Origin of the sequence: Massilibacteroides vaginae, from assembly GCF_900178525.1 — a bacterium.
GTDB classification, from domain to species: domain Bacteria; phylum Bacteroidota; class Bacteroidia; order Bacteroidales; family Tannerellaceae; genus Massilibacteroides; species Massilibacteroides vaginae.
Map to the genome: position 1 here is coordinate 413,698 of NZ_FXDJ01000008.1, position 25,472 is coordinate 439,169.

At 39.5% G+C, this 25,472-nt stretch carries 22 protein-coding genes; 12 read left to right on the top strand and 10 right to left on the bottom strand.

The window, feature by feature from the left end:
* Nucleotides 1-64 precede the first annotated feature (64 nt).
* On the top strand, nt 65-1,558 hold the full coding sequence (locus B9Y81_RS07080) for an IMP dehydrogenase (protein WP_085536288.1): 1,494 nt from the start codon (nt 65-67) through the stop codon (nt 1,556-1,558).
* 368 nt (nt 1,559-1,926) lie between these two features.
* Here B9Y81_RS07080 and B9Y81_RS07085 read toward each other — a convergent pair whose 3' ends face one another.
* Nucleotides 1,927-4,407, bottom strand: a complete 2,481-nt coding sequence (locus B9Y81_RS07085) for an alpha-L-arabinofuranosidase C-terminal domain-containing protein (RefSeq protein WP_085536289.1) — start codon at nt 4,405-4,407, stop codon at nt 1,927-1,929.
* Between the two features lie 279 nt (nt 4,408-4,686).
* Here B9Y81_RS07085 and B9Y81_RS07090 point away from each other — a divergent pair, with 279 nt between their 5' ends.
* Genes B9Y81_RS07090 through B9Y81_RS07115 form a run of 6 tightly spaced genes read left to right on the top strand, consistent with a single transcriptional unit; the run spans nt 4,687 to nt 9,369 of the window.
* Nucleotides 4,687-5,388 carry a nucleotidyltransferase family protein gene (locus B9Y81_RS07090; protein WP_085536290.1) on the top strand — a complete coding sequence of 234 codons (702 nt, stop codon included), beginning with the start codon at nt 4,687-4,689 and terminating at the stop codon, nt 5,386-5,388.
* 4 nt (nt 5,389-5,392) lie between these two features.
* A complete protein-coding gene (locus tag B9Y81_RS07095) occupies nt 5,393-6,253 on the top strand; it encodes a hypothetical protein (protein ID WP_085536291.1) in 861 nt (286 codons plus the stop codon).
* Entirely contained in the window at nt 6,250-7,188 is a 939-nt protein-coding gene (locus B9Y81_RS07100) for a CDP-alcohol phosphatidyltransferase family protein (protein WP_085536292.1), read from the top strand. The genes B9Y81_RS07095 and B9Y81_RS07100 overlap by 4 nt, the downstream gene beginning before the upstream one ends.
* Nucleotides 7,175-7,897: an HAD family hydrolase gene (locus tag B9Y81_RS07105; protein WP_085536293.1), complete on the top strand. Its 723-nt coding sequence runs from the start codon at nt 7,175-7,177 to the stop codon at nt 7,895-7,897. The genes B9Y81_RS07100 and B9Y81_RS07105 overlap by 14 nt, the downstream gene beginning before the upstream one ends.
* Before the next feature lie 40 nt (nt 7,898-7,937).
* Nucleotides 7,938-8,750: a metallophosphoesterase family protein gene (locus B9Y81_RS07110; protein WP_085536294.1), complete on the top strand. Its 813-nt coding sequence runs from the start codon at nt 7,938-7,940 to the stop codon at nt 8,748-8,750.
* Nucleotides 8,731-9,369: a hypothetical protein gene (locus B9Y81_RS07115; protein ID WP_085536563.1), complete on the top strand. Its 639-nt coding sequence runs from the start codon at nt 8,731-8,733 to the stop codon at nt 9,367-9,369. Before B9Y81_RS07110 ends, B9Y81_RS07115 begins: the two co-directional genes overlap by 20 nt.
* Here the strand turns inward: B9Y81_RS07115 and B9Y81_RS07120 are convergent.
* The 4 genes from B9Y81_RS07120 to panB all read right to left on the bottom strand — a co-directional run bounded on the left by B9Y81_RS07120 (nt 9,366) and on the right by panB (nt 14,468).
* On the bottom strand, nt 9,366-10,013 hold the full coding sequence (locus tag B9Y81_RS07120; protein ID WP_085536564.1) for an HAD family hydrolase: 648 nt from the start codon (nt 10,011-10,013) through the stop codon (nt 9,366-9,368). The genes B9Y81_RS07115 and B9Y81_RS07120 overlap by 4 nt on opposite strands.
* Nucleotides 10,014-10,116: 103 nt before the next feature.
* A complete protein-coding gene (locus B9Y81_RS07125) occupies nt 10,117-11,880 on the bottom strand; it encodes an ArnT family glycosyltransferase (RefSeq protein ID WP_085536295.1) in 1,764 nt (587 codons plus the stop codon).
* Nucleotides 11,881-11,887: 7 nt separating this feature from the next.
* Entirely contained in the window at nt 11,888-13,450 is a 1,563-nt protein-coding gene (locus tag B9Y81_RS07130) for a DUF4435 domain-containing protein (RefSeq protein ID WP_085536296.1), read from the bottom strand.
* A 196-nt stretch (nt 13,451-13,646) separates the two neighbouring features.
* Nucleotides 13,647-14,468, bottom strand: a complete 822-nt coding sequence (gene panB / locus B9Y81_RS07135; RefSeq protein ID WP_085536297.1) for a 3-methyl-2-oxobutanoate hydroxymethyltransferase — start codon at nt 14,466-14,468, stop codon at nt 13,647-13,649.
* 103 nt (nt 14,469-14,571) lie between these two features.
* On the opposite strand from panB, the gene B9Y81_RS07140 reads away from it, so the two are divergent.
* Both B9Y81_RS07140 and B9Y81_RS07145 read left to right on the top strand, forming a co-directional pair.
* Complete coding sequence (locus B9Y81_RS07140; RefSeq protein WP_085536298.1) at nt 14,572-15,603, top strand: aldo/keto reductase; 1,032 nt, start codon at nt 14,572-14,574, stop codon at nt 15,601-15,603.
* A gap of 478 nt (nt 15,604-16,081) precedes the next feature.
* Nucleotides 16,082-18,625 carry an adenosylcobalamin-dependent ribonucleoside-diphosphate reductase gene (locus B9Y81_RS07145; protein ID WP_085536299.1) on the top strand — a complete coding sequence of 848 codons (2,544 nt, stop codon included), beginning with the start codon at nt 16,082-16,084 and terminating at the stop codon, nt 18,623-18,625.
* Nucleotides 18,626-18,688: 63 nt separating this feature from the next.
* Here the strand turns inward: B9Y81_RS07145 and B9Y81_RS07150 are convergent, their stop codons facing one another.
* Both B9Y81_RS07150 and B9Y81_RS07155 read right to left on the bottom strand, forming a co-directional pair.
* On the bottom strand, nt 18,689-20,029 hold the full coding sequence (locus tag B9Y81_RS07150) for a DUF4270 domain-containing protein (protein WP_085536300.1): 1,341 nt from the start codon (nt 20,027-20,029) through the stop codon (nt 18,689-18,691).
* A 4-nt stretch (nt 20,030-20,033) separates the two neighbouring features.
* On the bottom strand, nt 20,034-20,858 hold the full coding sequence (locus B9Y81_RS07155) for a glycogen/starch synthase (RefSeq protein ID WP_085536301.1): 825 nt from the start codon (nt 20,856-20,858) through the stop codon (nt 20,034-20,036).
* A 99-nt stretch (nt 20,859-20,957) separates the two neighbouring features.
* On the opposite strand from B9Y81_RS07155, the gene panC reads away from it, so the two are divergent.
* The 3 genes from panC to B9Y81_RS07170 are packed head-to-tail and all read left to right on the top strand — an operon-like array spanning nt 20,958 to nt 22,822.
* A complete protein-coding gene (gene panC / locus B9Y81_RS07160) occupies nt 20,958-21,806 on the top strand; it encodes a pantoate--beta-alanine ligase (protein ID WP_085536302.1) in 849 nt (282 codons plus the stop codon).
* Between the two features lie 21 nt (nt 21,807-21,827).
* Complete coding sequence (gene panD, locus B9Y81_RS07165; protein ID WP_085536303.1) at nt 21,828-22,181, top strand: aspartate 1-decarboxylase; 354 nt, start codon at nt 21,828-21,830, stop codon at nt 22,179-22,181.
* 38 nt (nt 22,182-22,219) lie between these two features.
* Nucleotides 22,220-22,822 carry a riboflavin synthase gene (locus tag B9Y81_RS07170; protein WP_085536304.1) on the top strand — a complete coding sequence of 201 codons (603 nt, stop codon included), beginning with the start codon at nt 22,220-22,222 and terminating at the stop codon, nt 22,820-22,822.
* A gap of 201 nt (nt 22,823-23,023) precedes the next feature.
* Here B9Y81_RS07170 and B9Y81_RS07175 read toward each other — a convergent pair whose 3' ends face one another.
* Genes B9Y81_RS07175 through B9Y81_RS07185 form a run of 3 tightly spaced genes read right to left on the bottom strand, consistent with a single transcriptional unit; the run spans nt 23,024 to nt 25,472 of the window.
* Nucleotides 23,024-23,899 (bottom strand): beta-propeller domain-containing protein, encoded by an 876-nt coding sequence (locus B9Y81_RS07175; RefSeq protein WP_085536305.1) that lies wholly within the window; start codon nt 23,897-23,899, stop codon nt 23,024-23,026.
* 51 nt (nt 23,900-23,950) lie between these two features.
* On the bottom strand, nt 23,951-24,826 hold the full coding sequence (gene lsrF, locus B9Y81_RS07180; RefSeq protein ID WP_085536306.1) for a 3-hydroxy-5-phosphonooxypentane-2,4-dione thiolase: 876 nt from the start codon (nt 24,824-24,826) through the stop codon (nt 23,951-23,953).
* 31 nt (nt 24,827-24,857) lie between these two features.
* The gene (locus B9Y81_RS07185) at nt 24,858-25,472 is read right to left on the bottom strand and encodes a DAK2 domain-containing protein (RefSeq protein WP_085536307.1); all 615 of its coding nucleotides are present in this window, start codon (nt 25,470-25,472) and stop codon (nt 24,858-24,860) included.

A 25,472-nucleotide genomic window follows, 5' to 3' on the forward strand; every position in this document is an offset into this window, starting at 1 on the left:
AATTATGAAAAGAAATGATTACTTTTGTGCGATTAATCATTCATCCGCAAAATAATTAATCAATATGGCAATTTATTTAAACGATGTATCTAGAACTTTTGGCGAATTTCTTCTGATACCTGGTCTTACTACCAAAGAATGCGTTCCAAGCAACGTTTCCCTCAAAACTCCTTTAGTAAAACATAAAGCAGGTGAACAATCGGCAATCACGTTGAATATCCCTTTTGTATCGGCTATCATGCAATCGGTGTCCGGTCCTGAGTTGGCTATAGAATTGGCTCGCAATGGAGGTTTGTCGTTTATCTTTGGTTCGCAACCAATCGACAGTCAGGCTGAAATGGTGCGTAAGGTAAAGAAATTTAAGGCCGGATTCGTTATTAGCGATTCCAACTTAACTCCGGAAAATACATTAGCGGACGTAATTAAATTAGTAGAAGCAACAGATCACTCTACAATCGGAATTACAGATGATGGAACTCCTAATGGGAAACTTCTCGGAATGGTTACAAGTCGTGACTATCGTGCAGAAAAAGATCCGAAAGACAGAAAAGTAAAAGAGTTTATGACGCCTTTCTCCAAACTGATTGTTGGAAAAGTAGGCATAACCCTTTCTGAGGCAAATCAGATCATCTGGGACAACAAGCTTAACACTTTGCCGTTAATTGATGAAAATCAGAAACTGGCTTATTTTGTTTTCCGAAAAGACTACGACAGTCACCGTGAAAATCCGAATGAGTTGTCAGGATCAGATAAAAGTCTTCTGGTTGGAGCCGGAATCAACACAAGAGATTACAAAGAACGTGTACCTGCTTTAGTAGAAGCCGGCGTAGATGTTTTATGTATTGACTCCTCCGACGGCTATTCAGAATGGCAGAAAGAAACACTCACCTGGATTAAATCCAATTATGGAGATAAGATTGCAGTAGGTGCCGGAAATGTAGTTGACAAGGAAGGATTCCTTTATCTTGTAGAAGCCGGAGCAGACTTTATTAAAGTGGGAATCGGTGGCGGATCAATTTGTATCACTCGTGAACAAAAAGGTATCGGTCGCGGACAGGCAACAGCCATAATCGATGTTGCCGAAGCAAGAGATGAGTATCTTAAAACAAAAGGAATATACATTCCGATCTGTAGTGACGGAGGTCTTGTGCACGACTACCACATGGTATTAGCCCTATCTATGGGTGCTGATTTTCTGATGATGGGTCGTTATTTCGCAAGATTTGACGAATCGCCCACTAAGATACTTCGTGTAAAAAACAATTACGTGAAAGAATACTGGGGAGAAGGCTCAAACCGTGCTCAAAACTGGCAACGCTACGATATGGGTGGTACGGAAAACCTCAAATTCGAAGAAGGTGTTGACAGCTATGTTCCTTATGCAGGAAAGATGAAAGACAATTTACTAATGACACTTGGCAAAATAAAAGCAACGATGTGTAGTTGCGGAAGTATTACAATTGATGAATTACAAAAGAATGCCAGGGTAACCTTAGTTTCATCAACAAGCATTGTTGAAGGTGGAGCTCATGATGTAATTTTAAAAGAACATTCTTAATATCGATACAGAGAGGCGCACGGTTGTGCGTCTCTTTTTTTTTGCCCTTGCTGTCGTTTATTTTTCCAGGTCAGATGAAAAATTCATTTAGTAGTATTTTTGTATCTATTCCGGCTTCGGATTGGAGTAAGAAAATTCAGCATTAAAATGGCGCGATTTTTTATAATACTATATGAAAAAAAATATATCCTTTATTTTTCAAAAGATAAAGGATATATTTTGAAAAATAACCTTTATGTTTTTTGACGAAATTTACCCGTTGATTATCAACGTTATTTTTAATCGGAAAAATTCTTCTTGTTTTTGCTTTAAAACAAGACAAATGACTGCTTGCAATCGGATATTTTTCTAAGTGATTTTTTGTCTTTTTAATCCAATTTTATTTTAAGGAGGCTGATTGAATTCGGAGGGAAATGATAGATCATTGGCATACCGATTTTAAACGTATGTGTTTTCGATAGGGGCGTTATCAGATCCGGTATTTCAAATGAGTTTTTATCTTCGGGTTTTCCTTTGATTTCGATAACTTCAATTTCGTTTTTCGTACTTACACCATGAATTTTAAGCTCGGTTATTTCGTCGTGGTTGGTCGTATTTACTACCTTTAACAACAACAATTGCTGCTCTTCGTCCATTGTTGCTACAGAAACAAGTGAAGGGAGTGACTTCATCCGTACTTCATAGATCAATTCATCATTTATGCGGCATTGCAACAGATCGTCTACGGCTTTGAGCGACACACGGTATTCACGGTGACTTTCAAACGGGAAACGTTTCGGTGTAACTAATGTATCTTTTATACTACCTGCCTGATGATAAAAATGACAGAACTCCTCGCCCATCGTAAGTCCAATATGGTTGCTTTGTTCTCCCACCAGGCCATTGTCTCGTATTCTTAATTGTATCGGATCACTTCCTTTCGTTCGTTTTATTGTGGCTGAAAATTCATAGTTATATTGTCCGGAATCACCCAGGAGAACATAGTTCCAACGATTCGCCGCGGGCAATAACGACTCGTTATTCATTATCCAACCTCCCGACAAGATTTTATGTTGCCCGATCAATGAGCCGTTTACTTTCACGTCTTTTATTTCATAGCTATTATCAAACAACTCAATCGATGGGCTACCCTCCATCACGTATGGTCTGGAATAAGTAGTTAGCTGAGTTGGAAACACTTGATTTCCACGGTGCGACGCGAAGAGTTTAAGAAGATGATAAGACGGCGTGTATACGATGCTGTCCTTTTTAAAAAGCATCAAAGGGTATCGGTTGATTTCATAATCCGCGTTTCCTAAAAGAGGGGCAAAAGCGATACGTTTCACCATTTGGGGGTTATCTTCTGCACCAATCAAAAAACAAGCCTCTGCAATTGCCGCCTTTAGCGTTCCGCCATATTCATTACAAGTAACACCCATTTCACCTATAAAAACTGAAGACCTGTTCAATGATGGTCTATCCTGTTTGTATCGGGTATAGTTGGTAATGAAAAAATCAGGATTTGAGTAAAGATGAGAATCAATCCATTCTCCTCTCAACTTATCGGAAACCGGAGAACTGCTGATTACCGTTATCTCCGGGTAAGCCTTATTGATTGCTTCTTTAAACAATTGGAAACGTTTTCTGTATTCTGTTCCATAATTTTCACTTCCGATTTCAATAAATTTCAGGTTGAACGGTTCCGGGTGTCCGTTCTTTGCTCTCATTTCACCCAAAAGAGAATCTGCGGGAGCATTGGCATATTCGATCGCATCTATGGCATCCTGAACCAGTTTATTCATCTCCGTAATTACTTCATAACGAGGACGACGTTCCTGATTTGTTACACCACTATTGATTACATAAACCGGTTCTGCCTTCAGATCTTCACAAAGTTGTAAATACTCATGATATCCCATTCCGTTTGAAGTGCCGTATCCCCAGATATTCCAAAAATGCCTTCTTTCGGATACCGGACCTACAGACTCTTTCCAAACGGGAAATGTTCCGTTGGTATATCCCTCTACAAAAAGACCTCCGGGAAAACGAATAAATTTTGGTTTAAGTTCGGACAGTTTGTTTACAAAATCATTCCGTAGTCCGTTCGGACGTTCCATCCATGTATGCTGAGGGAACAAAGACACAACATCGATGTTGAAATAAGCACTTTCCATAGCAGAGATGGTAAGAAGCGCATGCGTTGCGTCTTCGGTTGCGGTAAACACATGGCGGAATTGTTTCCATTCATAGGAAGGGGTAACTTCAAAAGCATCGCTCAACAAGCGCGAGCAAGTAGAATCTTCAAGTGCGATTGTAATGTTTTTGGGCATCTGAGAAGTCGATCTGATATAGAAGGATAAGTTATACCGTTCTCCTTTTTTCAAGGAAATACCTTTATAACCTTCAGCAATAAGCCCTCCCCTTTTACCTTCACTGTAATTAACATAAACGGACAGATAACGACGGTTCTTTTCACTCAACGGGGTTGTAATATCGGGCGAGAAACAGGTGTTGTCTGCTAATCTCCTCCATCCGGGAACGGAGTCCGGACGCGGAAAAGCGAGTGTCCACCTGTTTGGAGTTATCAATACACCCCTTGCCCTGTCATAGGCACTATGAACCGGTAAAACACCATCTTCAAAACTTCTATTCTGAATCAACTCGGCATATAAGCCTCCTTCTATCGCATGATTTATTTCTTCGACATTCAAACCGTATAGATCCGAATTAACCAAAGCAGGTGTTGCTTCCATGTCTATTGAAATAGTAGAAGTAGGCGGAATATCCGGAACACAGCTTGTGATTGAAAGGATAAGCCAAGAATAAAGTATTTTTTGCACAAAACTAAAATACATCGTATTGCCACTCATAAGAACAGTCTTATTTTCCGCACAAAGATAGGTATTTATTGTCCTTTATGCCTGCAATAGCGAGATACATACCATTTTATCTTTTCAAAGAGGAAGAAACTATGTATCTTTACCCTCTTATTTATGGTTCAAGTATAGAACTATAGACTAATTAAATCATATAAACAACTACAATTTTACGAATTGAAATGGGTAATTTTGCATTTTGATTTATTTTTTATACTTTGATTAATTTAGGTTGTTGGGAATGGACATTTTATTAAAACGAAACAATTAATTATGGACTATGCAATTATTGCCGCTGGAGAAGGGTCTCGGTTAGTACAAGAAGGGATCAAAACCCCCAAACCCTTAATTCAACTTCAGGGAATCCCTTTGATAGACCGTTTAATTCAACTATTTTTAGACAACAATGCCGCTTCAATCAGTATCATTGTCAACGAGGAGATGAAAGAAGTACAGGAGCACTTGCAAAACATAAAAGCCGGGGTCCCTATTAATATATGTATAAAAAGTACTCCGAGTTCTATGCACAGTTTTTATGAACTAAGCCGGTTTATAAAAGGCGACAAGCTATGTCTGACAACGGTAGATACGATTTTTCATGAAGCGGAATTCAAACAATATATTAACACGTTTATTGATGACAAGGGGGCTGACGGATTTATGGCGGTTACAGACTTTATTGATGACGAAAAGCCGCTTTATATTGAAGTAGACAGCGAATTCTCAATTCGAAACTTTTATGATACAAAGGAAGAGGGTTGCAACTATATATCCGGTGGTATTTACGGCCTGAAACAAAACGCGATCAGTGTTTTGGAGAAAGCCATTGAATCCGGAGTGTCACGTATGCGAAATTATCAAAAGCTACTTGTAAAAGAAGGGTTGCATCTTAAAGCTTATCCATTTAAGAAAATTATAGATGTGGATCATGCCGAGGATATCCCAAAAGCTGAATATTTTCTGAAAACAAAATAGAGGAATGACAAAAATAACAATAGCAGGTATTTGTCGAAGAGACAAATTTTCACCTAATCATATAGGTAATGACGCCGCTATATTCAATTTAACCGCAGCGCATCTGATAGATATGGGCTGCATAGTAAATAAATATTCAGAATCAGACCTGATACTGGGGAATGTTAAAGAAACAATCATCTTTAACATGGTGCGCGAATGGCAATCTATTTATGAATTGCAGAAGATGGAAGATAAGGGATGCAAAGTGATCAACTCTGCATACGGAATCGATAATTGTACGCGCGAAAACATGACACGTTTATTGATAGGCAACCAAATTCCTCATCCAAGAAGTTTATTTCTTAACACAAATGAAGATCCGGAAGAGGAATTGAAGAAAAGTGGTTTTGAGAATTGTTGGATCAAAAGAGGAGATTTTCATGCTATTCATCGCGAAGATGTAACTTACGTGCGTCATCTGGAAGAAGCAAAAGGCATTTTGAAGGAATATGCGATAAGAGGCATCCAAACGGCAGTAGTAAACGAACATCTCTGTGGCGACCTGATCAAATTTTACGGTGTTAAAGATACCGGGTTCTTTTATTGGTTTTATCCATCCAACGCTAACCACAGTAAGTTTGGGTTGGAAGCGATAAATGGTACAGCCAAAGGAATCCATTTTGATGAAGAAGAACTGAAGAACATTTGCTCCCGTGCCGGTCATGTTTTGAATGTGAATATTTATGGAGGGGATTGCGTTGTTACGGAGGATGGAAAAATACATTTGATAGACTTCAACGACTGGCCAAGCTTTGCTCCATGCCGGGAAGAAGCCGCAAAGTTTATTGCTCAACGGATTTATATGATGGCTACAGAAGAATGAAAGAAGAGAAAAAAGCAAAACATACATTTGAATCGACATTAAAATCTTTAGACACTGAAGAGTTTATCGATATACATTTCTACAGGCCGATTGGTTATCAATGGGCTTTACTGTTTAACAAACTAAACATATCTCCCAACACAGTAACTATAGCGTCTATATTTATTGGAATTGCCGCAGGAATATGTTTCTATTTCAATGATTTAGTTATTAACATCGCAGGAATGTTGTTACTGATATGGGCAAATTCGTATGATAGCGCGGATGGGCAGCTGGCACGTATGACAGGAAAATCAAGTCCTCTGGGGCGTGTGCTTGATGGTGCGTGTGGTGACCTTTGGTTTATCAGTATTTACGCAGCCATTTGTTTACGTCTTACGCCTGAATGGGGAATTTGGATTTGGCTTTTGGGAGCGATTACAGGTTTCTTTCACAGCAAGCAGGCTTCTATGGCCGATTATTATCGTAACATTCATCTCCTTTTCCTTAAAGGTGAATCCGGAAGCGAATTATCCAAATCCGACAAACTTGAGGCCGACTTTGTAAAGCTTTCCTGGAGTAAGGATTTTATCTACAAATTATTCGGGTTATTCTATCTTAATTACACGAAAAGTCAGGAACAGCTTACGCCTAAATTTCAGAAAATGATGGAAACAATTCATTTGGTATACAGCAATAATATACCCGATGAGTTTCGCCGGCGATTCCGCGAAAAGAGTCTGCCATTAATGAAATACACAAATATGCTCTCCTTTAACACGCGGGTGATCGCATTATTTGTAAGTCTTTTTGTAAATATGCCTTGGCTATATTTTATATTTGAGATAACTGTACTTAACATCATGTTGGTCTATATGGTTATCACGCATGAATCTTTCTGTGATCAATTCAGAAAAGATTGTATAAACACAAAACAAAATAATGAGCAAGCTTAATAATATAACAGGAATAATATTTGATTATGGAGGCACAATCGACAGTAATGGTCTTCATTGGGCTGAAGTAATCTGGGAAGCTTATGAAACATTCCTTGTACCCGTAAGCAAAAATGATTTTCGTGAAGCTTATGTCTATGGTGAACGTACCTTGGCAAAGAATCCATTGATTAAACCAAACCATACGTTTAAGGATATGTTGCGTATTAAAATAGACATCCAGATACAATGGTTACACGCAAACAAAAAACTTCCGGAAAACTATATCTCTGAAGATATTTCGGCAGCAATCGCCGGTTGGTGTTATGCTTTTGCCGCAAAAACAACCACAAAGGCTAAGGAAACCATTGCTAAATTAGCAACGGTCTATCCTATTGTATTAGTTTCAAATTTTTATGGAAACATAGAGGCTGTTCTCCGTGATTTCGGGTTGAAGGACTATTTCCAAACAATTATCGAGTCGGCCGTTGTTGGTGTAAGAAAGCCCGATCCGCAAATATTCAGATTGGGAGTAGAACAGCTTCAAATGGATCCGCAAAACATTGTTGTGATAGGTGATTCTTATGACAAGGACATCGTCCCCTCTGCTAAGTTAGGTTGTAAAACCATTTGGATAAAAAACATAGGATGGGAGGAGTACTCCGGAAACGAAAGCGCGGATATTATCATAACAGACTTCACTGAATTAGAACAATATCTGCTCGAATAGAATAAGTCCGTTTATTTTTAACCAAATCAATTTAAACAAAATGCATAAAATACTTATTTATATATCTCTATTGCTTCTCTTCCTTAATTCGTGTGATCTGATTGACTATCATCCTTATGACGGAAAATTAAACTCAAGTACGGAAACAGATATCAACAGAAAGAACATAGCCAAAATACAAGAGCTTTGTAAAGGAAAAGACACCATCCGTTTCGTAATGATCAGTGACACACAACGCAGTTATGATGAAACGGAAGATTTCATGAATCATTTTAACAATCAGGTTCATGATGTAGACTTTATCTTACATGGTGGAGATATGGCAGACTTTGGTATGAAAAAAGAGTATGAATGGACGCATAAAATTCTTTCAAAACTAAAGGTTCCTTATGTTGCAATAATTGGTAACCACGATATTATTGGAAATGGCGCTCAGGTTTATAAAAAAATGTATGGAGAGGATAACTTCTCTTTTATTGTTGGAGACACGAAGATTATCTGTCTGAACACAAATGCCATCGAATATGATTATAGTCATCCTGTACCCGACTTCACGTTTATTAGTGAGCAGATTGCTCCGGACTCGCTGTCTTTTAAGAGAACAATAGTTGCAATGCATGCGCCGCCGGGAAATGAACAATTCAACAACAACGTGAAAGAGATCTTTCACATGGTTATTAAGCAAGCACCTTCCCTACTCTTCTGCCTTTTTGGACATGAGCATAATTTCAAGGCGATTGATTTGTTCAAAGATGGAACATACTATTACGGATGTACGACTATACAAAAACGAGGCTATTATTTATTTACCCTGACACCAGATGGTTATTCTTATGAAGAAGTTGAATTTTAAGTTGATATTTGTACTGGTTTGTTTGATCTGCAATTCAGTGCTGCACGCACAAAACGATCAGGCAATAGAAGATAAAGGCTCAGTATCTCATTATGCCTTCTGGAATAAATTAATTCCTCGCTATTACAAGGGACAATATGCAGGGTCAATCGGTAAATATTCTGCCGGCTTAGGTTGGAGTTATGGGAAAGATCATTGGGAGACAGATTTATTATTAGGTTATATTCCTAAAAACACGGATCGTCACGCCATGGCTACCCTAACCCTCAAGCAGAACTATCTTCCATGGAAAATCCCTGTTTATGAGCAATTCGTTTTCGAGCCACTAAACTGTGGGCTATTTCTAAACACGTTGTTAGACAGTGATTTTTGGGTGAAGGAACCAGACAGGTATCCCAAAGGTTATTACGGCTTTTCCACCAAAGTTCGTATACATGTTTTTATGGGAGAACGTATCACTTATAAGTTTAAACGTCAGGATTTATATGTCAAATCGGTTTCACTCTTTTATGAACTTAGTACTTCCGACCTATATCTCATAAACGCATTCACCAACAGTTATCTCAAACCTAAAGATTATCTGAGTCTGGCCTTTGGTGTTAAGGTTCAGATACATTAATCCTTACACCAAATAAGATAATCTTCAAAAGAGACTGAGTCGAGGTTTGGAACAGCTTGATACACTTTGCTTTTAAGTGACTCTTCTGTGTTTGTAGTGGCTAATCCAATCACTCTCATACCGGCATCAGTCGCGGCTTGAATCCCTACAAAAGAATCTTCAAACACAAGGCAGTCTGCTGGGTTAACCCCCAAATCTTGGGCTGCCAGCAGATAGCAGGAAGGATCAGGCTTGCCTTTCAGTATCCGGTCTGCCGTAACAATCGTATCAAATACGCCTTCCAGCTTTAACTCAGACAGAGCCCGTCTGACTTTAACATCATCCGAGCTGGTAACTAAACCAACCTTTACCCCTTTGCTTTTCAACTGCAATAATAACGCAATTGATCCGGCCAGCGGAGGAAGAGGCATTGTGCTTTCATACGCCATAGACTCTTCAAACACAAGCTGTTTGAATGCTTCCGAACGATCGGAAAAATAATTCTCTATTATGGCAGGAAGCGTTATTCCTTTTATCTCTTCGGCAAAATTATCAATGCCGGTTTCGTAACGAACACTTGCCTCATTCCAGAATTTATCATAGAGCGGTTCCGTGTCCACAAGCACACCATCAAAGTCAAAAAGGGCAATTTTAATATTTTTCATTGCATACATTTTATTTGAAGCGAAAGCCGAATGTATCTTACTGCAAGATCACGAAGATGAGATAGCTTTTCGCAATATAAAGATCAATAAATTGAAATCGTGTTTATTTACGTTTGATACTGTACAAAACTATTTCATCACGTACATCAGCGATATAGTTTGATGTAGAGGTTAATAGCGTAAATTCGTATTGATCTCCATATTTTTTTAATATTTTATCTACACTTTCGGAAGCCATAAGAAAATATCCGGCCTCGGGCTTTTCAAGATCAAAATCCCTGAATGTATTTCCCATATAAAAATTCATCCCGTATAGATTAGGGTATTCATACAAGTTATTCATTACGTAAAGATTATAATCGTTTATTGGATAAGTCTTCTGTATCTCATCAGCAAACAGTCGTGAAGACGTTGCTTTACGAAGGTTATACATAAACACCCCATCAATCATCATATTCATAAAAAATATCAAGGCTATTGACGCATATAGAATTTTTATATTGATCTTTTTAAACAACTGATACCAAAGCACTACCACTGCAAACAAATTGAGTAGAAGTATAGACATCGTAAGCCAGGTGGGTGATACAAACACTTGGGTAAGAACTTCTACCAGACCAAGCATGTTTTCGTCTGCCGTAAACATACGCGCAATAGGCATAGGATCCAACGTTCCTGCCATAATTAACCCGAAGACGATTAATAGAAAAGACATGATCGCGACAAGGAATCCGGCAAAAAAACGGGTAACCAAACGTCGGTATTCAGTCAAGTAAAGCGCATATTGGGCTAAAAACAAGGTAATAAACGGGTAAGCAGGAATCAGATATACACTCCGCTTACTGGAAGGAATAGAATAAAAAATACTGACACAGAATATTACAATAATACTGAACAATACTACTTTATCCAAAGAGCGAAAGCGTATCCACAAGTCTTTGAGGCTCTCTTTAAGGGATTTTTCCGGCTTGGAAAACTTTATTCCGAACAATGAAAACAAAAACAATAAAGTCCAGGGGATAAAACCAAGCAGTAAAGTCATAAAATTATACCAAAGCCCCTTTTCATGCCCCAAGTTATAACTAATATTCAGTTCACTGATACTGAAAAAACGCCCGAAATTCTCAGCTATTACTACATTCAGGAATTCATCTCCGCCTTGTTTCCAAGCGGCAATATACCATAACAAGGGTAGAAAAAGAGAAGCAACTCCTATGTAAAATAACGCCTTAAAGATTGTAAGCAGACTATATTTATTTAGCACCAGCAGATATACCCCAAATATGAATAATGGAATAATTACGCCAACCGGCCCTTTTGTTAATATCGCGCAACTCAAGAAAAACGGGATAATTACAGGAAGCCCTTTCAAATGGAGTTCATCTTCCCATTTGTAAAGCCTGAACAGCCCGAATACGATAAACATACTTAAAAGCATATCCACCCGGGTAGTCATACCGGCCCGATGTATTTCAAAACAAGTCAGCAAAAACAATACAGACACAAAGGCTTGCTGAAACCGGACTCGCTTACCAAAAAACACTAAGACTGAAGCAATCAACCCTACAAAAGCGATGGCAGAGGGTAAGCGCGAAGTAAATTCAGACACATATCCCTGAGGATAAGAAAATATAGCCATTAGCCAATGTGCCATAGGTGGTTTAAAGGCGAATTCACTTGTATACACATAAGGCAGAATCCAATTACCAGACTCCAACATGGATATCGCTACCGCGGCTTCCCGTGGTTCTCCCTTTGTGGAAAAATCACCGAGGATAATCCAAGGTAAAACCGAAACTATACACAGAACGACAACAAAAGTTATCGGCTTTTGTAAATATAAATACTGAAGGTTGGGTGTACGCATATTTTTCTTAATTCAAACCTAATGATTGTTTTATAACGGCTCGTATAATTTCTGCTTCTTTTTTATCTTCTTTCAGAATCGAGATTATCAGATTGAGATAGCTTGCTTTATTACTTATGCCTAACAAGTTGCACAATCTACTTTGCCCTATTATTCCTTTTTGATTATAAACGCGTAAAATTAACTTATAGTCTTTATTATCTATGTAAGCTGAAAATTTTTGTTTCAGCCTATCGTATAATGCTGTTACATCTATACTTTCCTGTAGATTAAGTATATGATCCGAAAGCTCTTCTTTGGATATTATTTTCCGGTTGACGGCTATTTCAAGCCGCTTCCTCACACGATGCTTGGTGTGCAGTAATACCTGTTCATCCAAATCTCTTTCAAATAAACGAATGATGTTTTCTTTAACTTCATAAAATACGTCATCCGGATCTGTCATTAATTTCCCGGCCACTACCTTAATAACCGGTTCCAACAACAACAGGTTTTCCACTTCAGCCACATCAGGCACTAAAATGTGTTGTTCATTCAAATATTCAACCTCTCCCCTTGTTCGTCTGTCGCGATCTACAATGCCCATTGAGTCGAGCGTATGAAAATCCTTTAATTGCCTGAAGGCTTTAGTTGTTTCAATTACTCTCTGACAACCACCCATTGGTTTTACCATATAATTAGGAAAAATCAACGGATACAAACGGCCATCAATACTGTTGGACACTGTTCCTTCAATAAAAAGTACCGGTTTACGACTACCCAACAAGGTAAGATAAATCTCTTCGGGAAAAGATTCATCGCTTTCCAACAGTTCATAATCCCATACTTGGTCATCTGCAAAATAAGCCCGGATCCAAAGTCTTTGCGCAAAAGTACGCGAAGCCGCAAACTCCACATCGTGCGTCAGATAAACAAAAGTACAATCCGGGCGCAGCTGCTCAATTTCATCCCATAAACTATTCTTGATCAGCTGATGCAAAAGCAAAGTAGGTTCTTCAACTATCAACAACGCATTTTTCGGGGCGCAAAGAACAGCACCTATCAGGTAGAACACAATGCGCTCTCCATCGCTCATGCGTTCGGCACTATAATGACTCACCAGGTTGCTGACCGAAGCCAATTCCAGGGATTCTGAATTACGAATCAAGCGGTTATGCGGAAAAACTCTTTCCCAGATAGCCTGTATACGATCCATTTTTGTTTGAGGAGGCAGAATTTTCCGGTTGTGTTTACTCTCTTCTTTATACCTGATAGCCACTTCAAACTCCTCGCTTTGCAAGCGAATCATCAACTTCTCGTATTCGGATAATACCGGTACGGAATTGCCGGATAAAGCAGATTGCAAAAACGATAAATTATTCCACGGGGCTTCCTCTCCTTCCCTTTTCAAATAAAGGGAACTCACACCGGATATTAGTTCAGTATGTCCTGCGTATTGATTACCTAATTCCTTAGCAAATGAACTCTTACCCGCTCCATTTGCGCCGACAATCACTACCGTATTTATCTTTTGCGTATCTAATACCTCGCTTGCTCCTCCGTTCAGTTTCTTTGGCAATACTAATTTCATCAAGCTTCCGGAAATATAGAGTTATACATGATTCTAATATGATTGCCAAATATAGCTAAATTAATCAACATATACTTTCTGATTCCTGATCTATCCGATAGAATCATCTCTTATTTTACGCTTTGCCGATAACTAAATCAGCCCTATCCGTACAGGGATAGGGCATGAAAATGTTTTCAGATTATATATCAATAGCTTAATACTGTTCTTGTTCATTTGGAAAGTCGCTGCTTTTTACATCAGCAATGTATCCTTCTACCGCATGAGTTATTTCGTCAAAAAGATTGGCATAACGGCGAAGGAAACGAGGGGAAAACTCTTTGTTAATGCCTAACATATCATGCATAACAAGCACCTGACCGTCTACTCCGCCACCGGCTCCGATTCCAATAATCGGAATGGTCAGTTCCTGAGCGACACGAGCAGCCAGCTTTGCCGGAATTTTTTCAAGCACAATCGCAAAGCAACCTATCTCTTCAAGCATGTGGGCATCGCTAATCAGTTTTTCAGCTTCGGCTTCTTCGCGCGCCCGAACGGTATACGTACCGAATTTATTGATAGACTGGGGCGTCAAACCCAAATGTCCCATGATAGGAATACCGGCACACAATATGCGTTCGATAGATTCCTTAATCTCTACACCACCTTCCAACTTAATGCAGTCGGCGTGTGTTTCCTTCATTACCCGAATAGCTGATGCCAACGCTTCTTTTGAATTGCCCTGATAGGTTCCGAACGGAAGATCAACAACAACCAACGCCCGCTTTACAGCTTTCATAACGGATTTGCCATGATATATCATCTGATCAAGCGTGATAGGCAAAGTAGTAACATTGCCTGCCATTACGTTTGAAGCGGAATCGCCCACGAGGATCACATCCATCCCTGCCTGATCAATTATTGAAGCCATAGAATAATCATAGGCTGTTAACATGGAAATTTTTTCGCCTCTCGCTTTCATTTCTGTTAGACGATGAGTGGTCACTTTCCTGTTCTCATCTGCTTTTGCTACTGACATAATGTATATTAATTTACAATTACATGCGGCAAAGGTATTGTTTTATTTCTATATATTTGCGCTAATTCATATTGTATATAAAACAACAAAAAACAGTTAAACTATGGAATATAGACAATTAGGAGCTTCGGGATTATACGTACCTGTACTAACATTAGGAACAGCAACCTTTGGTGGAACAAACGGATTTGAAGGTTGGGGCTCTACTCAGGTAGACGAAGCAACAAGAATGGTTAATCTTTGTATGGATGCCGGACTCAATCTTTTTGACACCGCAGATGTTTATTCCAGAGGGCTATCCGAAGAGATTTTAGGTAAAGCCGTAAAAGGACAGCGCGACAAACTGCTGATCTCTACAAAAGCAACATTCAGAATGGGCAACGACCGCAACCAATTGGGTTCGTCTCGTTTTCATATTATCAAAGCCTGTGAAGACAGTCTGAAACGGTTGGATACCGATCATATTGACATCTACCACATGCACGGCTTCGACGCAAACACACCGATCGAAGAAACATTGCATGCTTTAGAATCGTTGGTTACAAGCGGAAAAGTACGCTATATTGCCTGTTCTAACTTTTCAGGATGGCATTTGATGAAATCAATTTCGATCTCTGAAAGATACGGCTGGAGCAGGTATGTTGCTCATCAGGTTTATTATTCTTTGCTAAACCGCGAATTCGAGTGGGAGCTTATGCCATTAGGTATCGACCAAAAAATCGGATCATTAGTATGGAGTCCGTTAGCTGCCGGCCGCCTCGGTGGTAAATACAGGCGCAATCAACCCATTCCATCAGACGGACGTGTTGCCCGTGGCGGAAGTCCAATTCCCGAAGAGGCAACATCCTACGAACGTTTATACAACATCATGGACGTGCTGGATGAATTAGCGAACGAAACCGGAAAATCCGTGGCGCAGATTTCCCTCAACTGGCTATTGCAACGTCCTACGATCAGCAGTCTTGTTATTGGCGCAAGAACGGAAGAACAACTCAAACAGAATCTGGAGGCTATTAACTGGAATTTAACTCCCGAACAAGTAAAACGATTAGACAATGCCAGTCAGCAACAATCCATTTATCCTTATTGGCATCAGGCGCAATTTGAAGAGCTAAACTCTCAACTGCAATTTTAAATAAAACATACTAACGGCAAGTATCCCATCTTTTTTTCTTTTAAACCTTTGTATCTTGCCGCATAACCTATGTTTTTCTTTTTCTATATATATGGAAAAAGCTTTCTACAGATATAGTAAAGTTTTTCCACAACTGTAGTAAAGTTTTTCTACAGTTGTGGAAAAAGAAAAATATAGGTTATAAATCAAAAACCATCCTTACTAATTACACATTTTATAGTATTATAAAATTTTCCGTCTATTACACAATCACCACAAACTTTTTTTAACACAAATTCTCCTTTTTCGAAAACGCCTACTTCACAACATTTTCTTTTGGGAAAACTTTTTGCAACTACAAAATATTATATATATTGATTATCAGTCCATTCACTTATCAAACCGGAATACTTTTCAACATATCGTTTTTTTATTCTTGTTTTATTTTGTCGGTAAGTAAACAATCACTAAACTTGCATGTAATAAAAACACAAGAATAGTGAACCGTAAAACTTACACATTCGACGAAGCTTTCGAAGCTTCTTTAACCTACTTTGGAGGTGATGAATTAGCCGCAAAAGTTTGGGTAAATAAGTATGCATTAAAGGATGCTTTCGGCAACATTTACGAAAAGTCTCCCGTTGATATGCATTATCGCCTGGCGTCTGAAATTGCCCGAATTGAAAAGAAACACCCGAATCCCCTGTCGGAAAAAGATCTTTTCGAGTTGTTTGACCGCTTCAGGTATATCGTTCCGCAAGGAAGTCCTATGACAGGTATAGGGAATGACTTCCAGATTGCCTCTCTATCGAACTGTTTTGTCATTGGTTTAGATGGTCAGGCCGATTCTTATGGTGCTATCATCCGCATTGACGAAGAGCAGGTACAATTAATGAAACGAAGAGGAGGAGTTGGTCATGACCTTTCACACATCCGCCCGAAAGGCTCTCCGGTAAAAAACTCGGCTTTAACTTCTACCGGATTAGTTCCTTTTATGGAACGGTATTCAAATTCGACTCGTGAGGTTGCGCAAGATGGTCGTCGAGGTGCATTAATGTTGAGTGTATCAATAAAACATCCGGATTCGGAATCTTTTATCGATGCGAAGATGGTTGAAGGAAAAGTTACCGGTGCGAATGTGTCGGTCAAGATAGATGATGAATTTATGCAGGCCGTAATTAACGGAACCGAATACCAACAGCAATACCCCGTTAGCTCCGACAATCCTACTTTCAAAAAAAATATAAACGCCTCGGAGCTTTGGGAAAAAATAATCCATAACGCATGGAAATCCGCAGAACCGGGCGTACTTTTCTGGGATACAATAATCAAGGAATCCGTTCCTGATTGTTATGCCGATCTGGGCTTCCGTACGGTATCAACCAATCCTTGTGGCGAAATTCCATTATGTCCGTATGACAGTTGTCGCTTGTTAGCGATCAATCTATACTCCTACGTACAAAATCCATTTACACCACAAGCCACCTTTGATTTTGAATTATTCAAAGAACATGTTGAACTGGCTCAACGTATTATGGACGACATCATCGATCTTGAGTCTGAAAAGATTGAAAAGATTCTGGAAAAGATCGATGCAGACCCCGAATCCAACGAAGTGCGCCAATCAGAACGTCACTTATGGGAGAAGATACAAACAAAAACCCTGCAAGGACGTCGTACAGGAGTCGGCATCACAGCCGAAGGAGATATGCTGGCCGCGTTAAACTTCCGCTACGGCACTGAAGAAGCGACCGATTTTTCTGAAAAAATCCAACGCGAATTAGCACTCGCAGCCTATCGCTCGTCGGTAAAAATGGCTAAAGAACGTGGCGCCTTCGAAATTTTCGATGCGAAGCGTGAAGAAAACAATCCGTTTATCAATCGCCTACGCGAGGCAGACCCACAGCTCTATAAAGACATGGTTAAATATGGCCGTCGCAACATTGCTTGTCTAACGATTGCTCCTACAGGAACAACCAGCTTGATGACGCAAACAACCTCGGGCATTGAACCTGTATTCCTACCCGTTTATAAAAGACGTAGAAAAGTAAATCCTAACGACGCCGATGCCAGAGTAGATTTTGTTGACGAAACAGGCGATGCCTTCGAAGAATATATCGTATATCACCACAAATTCATGACCTGGATGCAGGCCAACGGCTACGATTTAACGAAACACTACACGCAGGAAGAGGTGGATGAATTAGTTGAAAAGTCTCCCTATTACAAAGCAACTTCTAACGATGTTGACTGGTTGCAAAAAGTAAGAATGCAAGGACGTATTCAGAAATGGGTAGACCACTCAATTAGTGTAACGATAAACCTTCCGGCAGATGTTTCCGAAGAATTGGTAAACACCTTATATATTGAAGCATGGAAATGCGGATGTAAAGGATGCACCGTATATCGTGATGGTTCTCGTTCCGGAGTTTTGATTTCTACCGGCAATGAAAAGAAAAAGAAAGACGATTGCAATTGCATGGAACCGCCCGTCATTGTATCCAAACGTCCGAAGGATCTGGATGCCGATGTTGTTAAATTCCAAAACAATCGCGAGAAATGGATTGCCTTTGTAGGCTTGGTAAATGGTCGTCCTTACGAAATATTTACCGGATTAGCAGACGATGAAGAAGGAATCATGCTACCCAAGAACGTATCCAAAGGTAAAATCATAAAAAGCTACGACGAGAATGGCAACAAGCATTATGATTTCCAGTTTACCAACAAACGCGGTTACAAAATGACGATTGAAGGTTTGGACGGCAAGTTTGACCCGGAATACTGGAACTATGCTAAACTAATTTCAGGAGTGCTTCGCTATGGAATGCCCATTGATCAGGTAATAAAATTAGTTCAAGGCATGGAACTTGATAGCGAATCCATCAACACCTGGAAAAACGGAGTGGAGCGTGCACTGAAAAAGTATCTCCCTAACGGAACAGAACTCAAAGGCCAGAAATGTCCGAATTGCGAAATGGAAACACTCACCTACCAAGAGGGCTGTTTGATCTGCACAAACTGCGGAGCCTCTAAATGTGGATAAAGAGATAACAAAAAAAGCTGCAACCCTATCAGGTAGCAGCTTTTTTTTATTCTTATAAAAATATTATTTATTATACTGACTTGTCGTCACCTTTATTTGCATTACATCCGGATCTTTCTTTAGAGTTACCCCCATAGGAGCCTGATAAGTAGTCATTGATGTGATAATACCGGAGTTCTGATCGATTGACGCATTCACCGGAATAAGCAATAAATTCAAGTCTTGATCCGGTGCCTTTTCCTTTTGCGTTTTTAATATTCGGGCAATATTGCTGAACTTATACGTATAAATTTTATCTTCTTCGGAGTATTTATGCTGTGCCATAAATGACGTAATATCATCCTTTATTTTATTTGTTTCGAAAAAGTTCTTCAATGAATCTTCCGGCAACAACAACAAATAAGGCGATGGCTTAGAAGTATATTTCCATTCATCATTCGGTAATACTTTAAAATCAATCGGCAAATTGTTAATCACCCGATCACCTACGCGATTGAGTATTTCTTTTGCAGGAATCGTTACTCGGGTATATACACCAGCCGGAGTCTTCAGATAAGTATATTTATCATTAGGCTTTAGCAGTTCGTCTATCCCAAAGCTATTCATACGGTTCATCTGAATTACTTCATTAGTAACCATAAATATCTCGTTGGTATTCGCTACATAAGTAGAATCATTGCCTTTTGAATCCTTTTTAGTGGCTTCATAGCTATAATGAATCATCATATATGAACCCGCAACAGCAAGCACAGATCCCATACCATAAGTATTTGTCACATAAAGACCCGGAAAGAAACGGTTGAAAGCCTCCTGATTTGCGAAAGATGATGGATTGTTAACTGTTTCGTCGTAAATACGCTGTCCGATTTCTTTATTCAAAAACATATCAATACTCGTAACACTTTTAGATGTTTCCGTATTATAAATCACATACGCTTTTCCGCCTAACGAATTTTGCATATCCGAATATTCTTCAGGATTTATATTCGTATAGTAGTTACGATCTAATGCTTTAGTGACCGGGAAAACATCAACTTTCATTGGAGACAAAGAGTCGCCCACATAAGAATTAATGCCAATTATATATTTTACAGAATCAATTTTCCCATCTATCGGTTCATGTTCAAATTTAAAGCCTTCTTTACAATAAAACTGACTGATATAATCGGCTTTATAATCACCGTATTGCGGATCAAAGAATTGCCCTAAATACCCGGTTGAAGTTTTCGCGTAAATTGAGTCAACCTTAATTGTGGAAGATGTGATCATAAAAGAATCAACAGTCATATTAATCCTATCTCCATCAGGTTGAATCGACCCTCCAACATATTTTAAATCATCATCACAGCCGGATAAAACTCCAACTATCAGCATCAAGCCTAATACTACAGATCGAAACTTCATTGTTTTATTTCTTTTTAGTAGTCATTACTAAATCATAGAATTCATTAAAATCATCCATATAAGTATCTTCTGTTTTATATGGCAAGAAAGGAGTGTCAGTCTTTGAAGTGATATATTCAGCAATCTCAGCATTTATATTTTCACTTCCCTGTATAACGCCGTCACTAAAATCGATCGCTAATTTTGAGAGTGAAACAAAGTTGGCTTCAGCTTTAACGCCTTTTACATCACCATCTTTTGCTCCATCCATTTTCAGCTTAGCTGCAAAATTAGCCGGAAACGCATTCTTAAAGTCGTCTCCGTAAACTGAATAAATAATTTTTGCGTTCTTCAGACACGGATCATCAACATACATTCTTTTTATATATAAAGCCGTCAACGCAGACATCCAGCCATGACAATGAATCACGTCAGGAATCCAACGCAGTTTCTTTATCGTTTCCAAAACACCTCTGACATAGAAAATAGAACGATCGTCGTTGTCGGCGTATTCATTACCATCGTCATCAGAAGTTGTTCCTTTCCGTTGAAAGAAATCCTCGTTATCAATAAAATAAACCTGCATTCTTGCAGATTGAATAGAAGCTACTTTTATGATCAGAGGATGGTCTGTATCGTCAATAATCAAGTTCATACCCGACAGGCGAATCACCTCGTGAAGTTGATTCCGGCGCTCATTGATGTTCCCGAACTTTGGCATAAAGGTTCTTATTTCTCTTCCACGCTCCTGAATGCCTTGCGGCAAGTTCCTACAAATTGTTGCGATCTCTGATTCAGGTAAGTAAGGGGTAATCTCTTGTGCTATAAACAAGATTTTTTTTGCATCCATTCTTTTAAATTAGTTTGATAAAGCTGGTACAAAGATAATAAAATTCTTTCATTTACGCCAATTATTTACTTGCTTTGCAGCGTCTAAAGCTTGAAGCGAATGAAAACAGCAGGTAATATTAAGGAATTAAAACAGTATCTAAACAAAGAAAGGGAGCGCGGCAAAAGCATAGGTCTTGTCCCTACGATGGGCGCTTTACATGCAGGCCACATCAGTTTAGTTCGAAAATGCGTGGCGGAAAATGACATTTGTGTGGTTAGTATTTTTGTAAATCCCACGCAATTCAATGATAAAAAGGACTTGGAAACTTATCCTCGCACACCGGAGCAAGATTATGCTATGCTTGAGTCTGCCGGATGTGCTTATGTTTTTTCGCCGGATGAAAAAGAAATGTATCCGGAAGAAGATACACGAATTTTCGATTTCGGACGTGTGGCGGAAGTAATGGAAGGTAAATACAGACCGGGACATTTTAACGGAGTTGGGCAAATTGTTAGCAAACTTTTTGATATCGTTGAGCCCGGAAAGGCCTATTTTGGCGAAAAAGATTTCCAGCAGATCGCTGTTATCCGGAAAATGGTACGGATACTGAATCAACAAGTGGAGATAATTTCCTGCCCTATTTTACGTGAAAAAGACGGACTTGCACTCAGCAGCAGAAACACCAGGCTAACGCCCGAACAACGCCAAAAAGCACCCCTCATAGCTCGTGTTTTAAAAGAAAGCACTAACTTTGCCGTAAAGAATAGCGTTCGGGAAACAATTGATTTTGTTATACAGGCAATTAACAAAGAAGCAGAAATGAAAGTAGAGTATTATGAAATAGTTGACGGCGAGACGCTCGAACCGATCATCAACTGGTCTGACTCGATCAACCCCGTGGGTTGTATAACGGTATTCTGCGGACAAGTAAGACTCATCGATAATATTCACTACAATATATTTTAACACCATACACAACAAAAAACAATGTTTGTAGAAATAGTAAAATCCAAAATACACCGGGTAACCGTAACTGAGGCGAATCTGAATTACATCGGCAGCATTACAATTGATGAAGATTTAATGGATGCCGCAAATTTGATTGCCAATGAAAAGGTTTTTATTGTGAACAACAATAATGGCGAACGCTTTGATACTTATGTAATCAAAGGAGAACGCGGATCGGGTGTTATCTGTTTAAATGGTGCGGCAGCCCGCAAAGTGCAGCCGGGTGATATCATTATTATAATGGCTTACGCGATGATGGATTTTGAGGAAGCAAAGCAATTCAAACCCGCTATCGCATTTCCGGATACGAAGACGAACAAGCTATTGAAATAAATCGTTGAATTGATATTAAAAAACTAAATAAAGTAACTATGTTTTCAGGAATCGTAGAAGAAGCGGCAAAAGTAGTTGCCCTGGAATCAGATAAAGGGAATCTTCATATTACTATGAAGTGTTCATTCGTAAATGAACTGAAAATAGATCAAAGCATCGCGCACAACGGAGTATGCCTGACTGTAGTAAAGAAAACGGAAGATTCGTATACTGTTACGGCTATTAAAGAAACGCTGGAACGTTCAAATTTAGGTTTGCTTCAGATTGGTGATAAGGTGAATCTGGAACGCAGTATGATTATGAACGGACGCCTTGACGGCCATATCGTGCAAGGGCACGTTGACCAAACGGCTATTTGCAAGGATGTTCGCGAAGCCGACGGTAGTTGGTATTACACTTTCGAATATGTTTTTGATAAAGAAATGGCCAGACAAGGTTACATGACCGTTGAAAAAGGTTCGGTCTGCGTAAACGGCGTAAGTCTGACTGTTTGCAATTCAAAAGACAACAGCTTTGAAGTGGCGATTATTCCTTATACGCATGATTTTACTAATTTCGGTCAGCTTGAAAAAGATTCGGTTGTTAATCTCGAATTCGACATCGTAGGAAAGTACATCAGCAAAATGATTTCTTTCAAATAAAACGGGCAAAAAATTACTAAACAAAGGCGGAAAACAGGCGTTTCTATAACCGTTGAAATTCAAAGCCTGTAGACGGTCAAAAATATAAAGGTTATCTTTTCAAAAATAAAGGATATTTTTGAAAAGATAACCTTTATATTTTTCAACACATTACTATGTGAAAAACGGGGCTCTGTTTTACTGAAAAAATGAGGTTTATTTTTATAGCGGACAAACGGACGAGATCATTCCGAATGTAGCATTATCGTTCAGGCTCCAAATGATTTCGTTGTTAGCGTTTATTTCTATCAACTGGGGATTTTCTTTCATGGCAGGATCATCTCCGTGCCCCTGCCAGTTACACAGGTAAAGCCCTCCGGTGTTTGTTGGTAAAATTTGGGCTACAAACCGTAAGGAAACACCTTTAATATCATTAACGGATACTTTTTTTACGATAGCTCCTGTTTTCAGATCCAATTCAACATAGCTGTGCGCGTCTCCGCATGCTACCATATAATTACCGTTAGGCTGTTTTGCTGCTGAAAAGGGTGTGCCTTCCAATTGTATTTGCTTTACTATGCCACCATCAGGAGATATTTCCCACAAATCGGATGATTGGAAAAGCGGAACGAGGTAATTACCCTGGTCGTTCTTGTTGACCTGTCGAAATTGTGCGTGCGGTTCGTCAATATGCGTATCAAACACTGTCTTTGATACAGTCTCGCCTTTGGTGTTTACCTCTAAAATAGTAGCCGGACTTCCACACCAGGCAAGTAGATAGTTACCATCAGGAAGCACTTTCGCAGTCTGCAATTCGCAACCGTCGGGTGCAGGGATATTCCAGATAGTTTCTTTATCACGCGTAATTAACCGGGCTCCTTTGCTATAGGAAAACAGAATACTCCCGGCTTTGTCTACATCAACGGAGTTGCACTCCCACCCTTTCTCTATGGGATATTCCCACTCAATATTTTTTGTTGTTTTATCGATAATCACCAGTTTATCCCAACCGGAGCCTCCTAAGAGTAGTTTTTGTGAAGGTGAAGAGCAGGAAAGAAAGAATACGGTGGTAAGAAGAGAGAAGATTAGTTTTTTCATGTTGTTCTATTTTGTAGAGACGCACGGTTTGCGCGTCTCTACGAATTGAGGTTATATTTTAGCCAAATCACGGAATTTCTCAAAGCCTTGCTCAGGAGTAAGTCCGTCGTGTACAACTGCGTGAATTGCTTGAATCATGGCTGCAGGACTTTCGCTTTGGAACACATTACGCCCCATATCTACACCTGCTGCACCATCGTTTATCGCATTATAGCAAAGCTCAAGTGCTTCCTTTTCGGGTAGTTTTTTTCCTCCCGCAATAACAACAGGAACCGGACATGCCGCCGCCACTTTCTCGAAACCGTCGCAATAATACGTCTTAACTATATTTGCACCATTTTCCGCGCAAACCCGTGAGGCCAGACCGAAATAACGTGCATCCCGGGCCATTTGCGTACCAACAGCCGTAACTCCCATCACCGGAATGTTGTAACGCGTACCTAAATCCACGGCTTTATAAAGATTGGCTATAGTTTTAGCTTCGTATGCTTCATCTCCAATCGCCAGCATGATAGCCATTGCGGATACGTTCAGTCTTATGGCATCTTCGGCATCAATCAAAACATTATCATTCAATGCCGTAAGAATCGTAGTTCCGGCATCCGAACGCAAACAAATCGATTTGTTTGTATTTGGAGGTACTACAGATTGAAGAATACCACGGCTACACATCAAACAGTCTGCATATTCTATCAAAGGAAGAATATTCAGGTCGATTCGCTCCAATCCCGAAGTTGGTCCCATAATAAAACCATGGTCAAAAGCCAACATGACTGTTTTTCCTGTTTTCGGATTAAATATGCGAGACAAACGATCTTTCATCCCCCAGGGTAAATTGCTTGCCCCTTTGACATGAAATGATTGTTCGCTGACATTCACTCCTAAGCCGAAGTTTTTACCTTCTCTTAAATCATCTAAATCTGCCATTTTTCTTATCGATTAAATCATTATTTATTTCTTATAAAGCGTCCGCAAAAGCCGCAAACATGCAACTCCACGAAGTAGCTCCGCTATCTGCATAGCCGATAGAACGTTCGCCATAATTGCGCGCACGTCCGAAGTTAGCTTTCATTGCCACGGTTGCTTCCGCTCCTTTTTTTGCCGCATCGGCACCGGCTTGCATCAACTCTTTTATATTTTGTGATTGATCAGCTTGCATGGCTTCTACTGCCGGAACCAAGGCGTCCATCATTGTTTTATCGCCCGGTTTGGCTTGCGTTTGCTTTTGTACATTTGCCAGACCGGAGGCAAACATAGCCTTTACACCCGATGCATCAAGTTCGGTTCCGGATGCACCGTCACTCATTCCCAAGAAGAATGCGCCTAACAAAGTACTTGTTGATCCACTGGTTTCAAGCATAATGGCAAAACCCATATCATTGAGCATCGCTTTAAATTCTGTGCCTTTTTCGGCCGATTTAACCGCAGCCGAAAAAGCAGTAACGATAGCTGTGCCATGATCTCCGTCACCAATTACGGCATCTAATTGAGAAAACTCGTTCTCTCTTACCTTAATCTGTGTCAGTGCATGATCCAGCAATCGTTTAAAATCCGTTATTGAAAGTTGTTCCAT

Bases quoted from the DNA above. Each gene is read 5' to 3' on its own strand.
- B9Y81_RS07080 (WP_085536288.1), top strand. From the start codon at position 65: ATGGCAATTTATTTAAACGATGTATCTAGAACTTTTGGCGAATTTCTT.
- B9Y81_RS07085 (WP_085536289.1), bottom strand. From the start codon at position 4,407: ATGAGTGGCAATACGATGTATTTTAGTTTTGTGCAAAAAATACTTTAT.
- B9Y81_RS07090 (WP_085536290.1), top strand. From the start codon at position 4,687: ATGGACTATGCAATTATTGCCGCTGGAGAAGGGTCTCGGTTAGTACAA.
- B9Y81_RS07095 (WP_085536291.1), top strand. From the start codon at position 5,393: ATGACAAAAATAACAATAGCAGGTATTTGTCGAAGAGACAAATTTTCA.
- B9Y81_RS07100 (WP_085536292.1), top strand. From the start codon at position 6,250: ATGAAAGAAGAGAAAAAAGCAAAACATACATTTGAATCGACATTAAAA.
- B9Y81_RS07105 (WP_085536293.1), top strand. From the start codon at position 7,175: ATGAGCAAGCTTAATAATATAACAGGAATAATATTTGATTATGGAGGC.
- B9Y81_RS07110 (WP_085536294.1), top strand. From the start codon at position 7,938: ATGCATAAAATACTTATTTATATATCTCTATTGCTTCTCTTCCTTAAT.
- B9Y81_RS07115 (WP_085536563.1), top strand. From the start codon at position 8,731: ATGAAGAAGTTGAATTTTAAGTTGATATTTGTACTGGTTTGTTTGATC.
- B9Y81_RS07120 (WP_085536564.1), bottom strand. From the start codon at position 10,013: ATGAAAAATATTAAAATTGCCCTTTTTGACTTTGATGGTGTGCTTGTG.
- B9Y81_RS07125 (WP_085536295.1), bottom strand. From the start codon at position 11,880: ATGCGTACACCCAACCTTCAGTATTTATATTTACAAAAGCCGATAACT.
- B9Y81_RS07130 (WP_085536296.1), bottom strand. From the start codon at position 13,450: ATGAAATTAGTATTGCCAAAGAAACTGAACGGAGGAGCAAGCGAGGTA.
- panB (WP_085536297.1), bottom strand. From the start codon at position 14,468: ATGTCAGTAGCAAAAGCAGATGAGAACAGGAAAGTGACCACTCATCGT.
- B9Y81_RS07140 (WP_085536298.1), top strand. From the start codon at position 14,572: ATGGAATATAGACAATTAGGAGCTTCGGGATTATACGTACCTGTACTA.
- B9Y81_RS07150 (WP_085536300.1), bottom strand. From the start codon at position 20,029: ATGAAGTTTCGATCTGTAGTATTAGGCTTGATGCTGATAGTTGGAGTT.
- B9Y81_RS07155 (WP_085536301.1), bottom strand. From the start codon at position 20,858: ATGGATGCAAAAAAAATCTTGTTTATAGCACAAGAGATTACCCCTTAC.
- panC (WP_085536302.1), top strand. From the start codon at position 20,958: ATGAAAACAGCAGGTAATATTAAGGAATTAAAACAGTATCTAAACAAA.
- panD (WP_085536303.1), top strand. From the start codon at position 21,828: ATGTTTGTAGAAATAGTAAAATCCAAAATACACCGGGTAACCGTAACT.
- B9Y81_RS07170 (WP_085536304.1), top strand. From the start codon at position 22,220: ATGTTTTCAGGAATCGTAGAAGAAGCGGCAAAAGTAGTTGCCCTGGAA.
- B9Y81_RS07175 (WP_085536305.1), bottom strand. From the start codon at position 23,899: ATGAAAAAACTAATCTTCTCTCTTCTTACCACCGTATTCTTTCTTTCC.
- lsrF (WP_085536306.1), bottom strand. From the start codon at position 24,826: ATGGCAGATTTAGATGATTTAAGAGAAGGTAAAAACTTCGGCTTAGGA.
- B9Y81_RS07185 (WP_085536307.1), bottom strand. From the start codon at position 25,472: ATGGAACAACTTTCAATAACGGATTTTAAACGATTGCTGGATCATGCA.